This is a genomic window from Streptomyces atroolivaceus (assembly GCF_000717025.1).
Classification (GTDB): Bacteria; Actinomycetota; Actinomycetes; order Streptomycetales; family Streptomycetaceae; genus Streptomyces; species Streptomyces atroolivaceus.
In genome coordinates, this window is the sequence record NZ_JNXG01000039.1 from 1 (window position 1) to 4,725 (window position 4,725).

Consider the following 4,725-nt stretch of genomic DNA (forward strand, 5'->3'; position numbering starts at 1 on the left):
CAAAGGCGCCAACGCCTCCGCACACTCCCCCAACCGCGCCGCGAAAACAGAACTCTCCCGCGCCAACCGCGCACCCATCCCCACCCACTGCGTCCCCTGACCAGGAAACACGAACGCGACCTTGCCCCTGACGGGAAGCGGCTGCGGCGGGGCTTCGGCGCCATGGGCGAACGCGGCGAGTCCGGCGCGCAGTTCGGCCCCGTCGCGGCCGACGAACACGGCACGGTGCGGCAACCGGGCGCGGGTGGTGGCGAGCGAGTACCCGACGTGCACAGGGTGGTCGGTGGTGTGCGACTCGACGTACGAGAGCAGCCGGGCCGCCTGGTCGCGCAGGGCGGCCTGGTTCCTGGCGGAGATCACCCACGGGACGGCGGGCACGGCGGCGAGGTCCTCGTCCGCGAGCCCGTCCGGGTGCTCGTCCACGGCGGGCAGCTCTTCCTCCGCCTCCTCGACGATGAGGTGCGCGTTCGTACCGCTCACGCCGAACGACGAGATGCCCGCGCGCCGCGGTCTGCCGTCCACCCTCTCCCAGGGCAGCGACTCGGTGAGGAGTTCCACGGCGCCCGCGGACCAGTCCACCTGGTCCGACGGCGCGTCGACGTGCAGGGTCTTCGGCAGCACTCCGTGCCGCAGGGCCATCACCATCTTGATCACACCGGCGACACCGGCCGCAGCCTGCGTGTGACCGATGTTGGACTTGAGCGATCCCAGCCACAGCGGCGCCCCGGCAGCGTCCCGGCCCTGTCCGTATGTCGCGAGCAGCGCGTGCGCCTCGATCGGGTCGCCCAGCGTCGTACCCGTACCGTGCGCCTCGACCGCGTCGACCTCGGCGGCCGACAGCCCCGCGTCCGCCAGCGCAGACCTGATGACCTGCTGCTGTGCGATACCGCTCGGCGCGGTGAGGCCGTTGGACGCGCCGTCCTGGTTGACGGCGGAGCCGCGCAGCACGGCCAGCACGCGGTGGCCGTTGCGCCGGGCGTCGGACAGGCGCTCCAGGACGACCAGGCCGACGCCCTCCGCGAACTGGGTGCCGTCGGCGGCGGCCGCGAACGCCTTGCACCTGCCGTCGGGCGCCAGCGCGCGCTGGCGGCTGAACGCCGTGAAGGTGCCGGGCCTGCTGAGCACCGCCGCGCCTCCGGCCAGGGCCAGCGAGCACTCGCCGGAGCGCAGGGCCTGCATCGCGAGGTGCAGGGCGACCAGCGAGCCGGAGCAGGCGGTGTCGACCGCGTACGCCGGGCCGTTGAGGCCGTAGTGGTACGACACCCGGCCCGCCGCGACGCTCAGCGCGTTGCCGGTCACCAGGTAGCCGTCGACGCCCGCGGCCGCTTCGTCCAGTCGGGGCCCGTACTCCTGCTGCTCGGCGCCGACGAACACGCCCGTACTGCTGCCGTGCAGCGTCCCCGGATCGATGCCCGCACGCTCGAACGCCTCCCAGGACACCTCCAGCAGCAACCGCTGCTGCGGGTCCATCGCGAGCGCCTCACGCGGCGAGATCCCGAAGAAGTCCGCGTCGAACTCGGCGGCGCCCTCGACGAATCCGGCCTCCTGCGCGTACGTCGTGCCCGGCTTGCTCGTGTCCGGGTCGAAGAGCCTGGCGAGGTCCCAGCCCCTGTCCTCCGGGAAACCGGAGATCGTGTGCCTGCCCTCGCTGACCAGCTCCCACAGTTCCTCGGGCGAGGTCACGCCACCCGGGAGCCGGCAGCCGATGCCGACGACCGCGACGGGGTCGTCCGAGTCCGCCCCGGCCCGCGGCACGACCGCCGCGGAGGCGCCGGCCGCGTCGATGCCGAGGAGTTCGGCACCGAGGTGACGGGCGATGGCTTCCGGGGTGGGGTGATCGAAGAGGATCCGCGCCGGCAGCTTCCGGCCGGTCGCCGCGGACAACGAGGTGACCAGTCCGACCAGCGCGACGGAGTCGAGGCCGAGGTCCCTGAAGGCGCGGCCCGGGTCGAGCGCCGCGGTCGCGGAATCGGGGCGTGCCGCGCGCAGCACCTCCACCGAGTGGTCAAGGACGAGCCGGCGCAGCGTGTCGAGCGCCTCGGCCGGCGGGGCTTCGGCCAGCCGGCGTACGAGATCCGGCTGCTCGGTCTGCTCGGGGAGGCCGCTCTCCGGCTCGTTCATCAACGCATCCCGTTCTGTGAAGTCCATGTCGCTCATACCGCTCAGTCCCCCAACTCGCCGTCGAGCACCGCGAACAACTCGTCGTCCGTGGCCGCTTCGTAGTCCCGCTGTCCGTCCTGCGCGGCGTCTCCTTCGCGCTCCCGCCAGTTGCGCAGGAGCACCTCGAGCCGGGCGGTCACGGCAGAGTGATCGGCCCCGGTCCCTGCCAGCGCCTCCGCGAGCCGGTCGACCTCGGCCAGCGCCGCAGTCGTCGGGTCGGCGTCGCGGCCGAGGAGCAGCCCGCCGAGGTGCTCGGCGAGCTCGGTGATCGTCGGGTAGTCGAAGACCAGCGTCGCCGGCAGCGGGAGACCGGTCACCGCCCCGAGCCCGTTGCGCAGCTCCACCGCGGCCAGCGAGTCGAACCCCATGTCCCGCAGGGCACGTCGACCGTCGAAGGACTGCGACTCCGCGTGGCCGAGCACAGCCGCCACGTGCCTGGAGACGAGGTCGAACAGGAACTCGTCCTGATCGCCCGGCTTCAGGTCGTCCAGGTGTCGTGCGATGTCACCGTCTGCCGATGCGCCGCCACCCGCCGCCGTACGGGCGACCGTGTGGGCCGGCACGAGGGAGCGGAGCAGCGCGGGCAGTTCGTCGCCGCGCGCGCGGAGCGCCGCGGTGTCGAAGCGGATCGGCAGCACGGAGGCGTCGGGTGCCCCGAGCGCGGCGTCGAACAGTGCGAGCGCCTCGTCCGTACGCATCGCAGGCATCCCCAGCCGCCGCATCCGCTGCCACCCGGCCTCGTCGAGGTCGCCCGCCATCCCGGCGCTCTCGTCCCACAGGCCCCAGGCCATCGATACGGCCGGGAGGCCCTTCGTCCGCCGGTGTGCTGCGAGCGCGTCGAGGAAGACGTTGGCCGTCGCGTAGTTGCTCTGCCCGGCGCCGAGGAGCACCCCGGCCGAGGAGGAGAAGAGCACGAATGCGGACAGGTCACGGTCGGCCGTCAGCTCGTGCAGATTCCACGCCGCGTCCACCTTGGGACGCAGCACCGCAGCCACGCGCTCCGGCGTGAGCGACGTGAGCACCGCGTTGTCGACCACCCCGGCCGCGTGCACGACGGAGCGCACCGGATGCCTCTCCAGCACCTCGGCCAGCGCTGCCCGGTCCGCAGCGTCGCACGCCACGACGACGGCCGTGGCGCCGAGCTGGGCGAGTTCCTCCTGGATACGGCCGGCCTCCGGGGCCTGCGGCCCCCTGCGGCTGAGGAGTACGAGCTCGCGGATGCCGTGCCGTACGACGAGATGCCGTGCGACGACCGCGCCGAGACCGCCCGTGCCGCCCGTGATCAGCACGGGACCCGCGACAGCCGACGCGTCCGGCTGCCCCAGGTCCGTGATCCGGGTCAGCCGGGGTGTACGTACCTGCCCTTCGGCGAGCGTCAGCTCCGGCTCCCCGGTGGCGACGGCGTCTGCGAGCAGTCCGGCGTTCACCGGGCCGCCCGTGGTCCGTACGAGCGTGATCCGCCCCGGGTGCTCCGCCTGCGCGGCCCGCACGAGCCCCGCCAGCGGGGCCTGGCTCAGCTCCTCGCCGACGGTGAGCACGAGGTGGGCCGCGGCGAACCTCGGCTCCTGCAGCCATCCGGAGAGCAACGCGAGCAGATCGCATGCCGCCGTGTGCACCGCTGCGGGCACGGGGCCACCGGCCGCGGGGCAGTCGTAGGTGACGATCCGGGGAACCGGATCCGCGATCGCGCCCGGCTCGGCGTACGCCTGGTGGCCGAGCCCGTGCACGTCCTCGCCCAGCACGGCCCACCCGTGGAGATCCGCACTGCCGCTGTCGGCTCCGGCGAGGGCGGCCTGCGTGACCCGGTACAGCGAGCGCGGGACTGCGGACAGCTGCTGGGCCGACACGGGGCGCGCGACCAGCCCCGCCACGGTCGCCACCGGCTTCCCTTCCTGGTCGGCCACGGTCATGGCGGTGGTGTCCGGCCCTGCGGGCGCGATCCTTACGCGTACGTGCGACGCACCCCCGGACTGCAGCGCGACCCCGGTCCACGCGAACGGGAGCATCGGGCTGCCGTCCGGATCGCCCAGCAACAGGGCGTGCCAGCACGCGTCGAGGAGGGCGGGATGGATACCGAACGTGTTGCCGTCCGACTGCGCGGCCTGCGCGGTCCGTTCGGGCAGGACGACCTCGGCGAACGTCTCGTCGCCACGCCGCCAGGCGGCCTGCAGGCCCTGGAAGGCGGGCCCGTACGCATAACCGCGGTCCCCCAGCTCGTCGTATGCGCCTGCCACATCGAGCCGCTCCGCGCCGGCCGGAGGCCAGACCGCCAGGTCGGTGGCGCCGTCGGGGACGGCCGGGGCATCCGCTGTCAGATACCCGGTCGCGTGCCGCAGCCACTCGTCCTCGCCACCCCGGGAGTGCACCCGGACCGGACGGCGGCCGTTCTCCTCGGCCTCGCCGACATCGACCCGCACCACCACGGCGTCGCGCTCCGGTATGGCGAGGGGTGCCTCGAGCATGAGCTCGTCGATGGTGGGGGTGTCGGTCTCCTGACCGGCACGCAGGACGAGCTCCACCAACGCCGTACCCGGCACAAGAACCGTCCCATGCACCGCGTGGTCG

At 73.5% G+C, this 4,725-nt stretch carries 2 protein-coding genes; both read right to left on the reverse strand.

The window, feature by feature from the left end; all coding sequences use genetic code 11:
• On the reverse strand, positions 1–2,124 hold a 2,124-nt coding region (locus OO67_RS35245; protein ID WP_425274692.1), incomplete at its 3' end, for a type I polyketide synthase.
• A gap of 38 nt (positions 2,125–2,162) precedes the next feature.
• On the reverse strand, positions 2,163–4,725 hold a 2,563-nt coding region (locus tag OO67_RS35250), incomplete at its 5' end, for a type I polyketide synthase (RefSeq protein WP_033305929.1).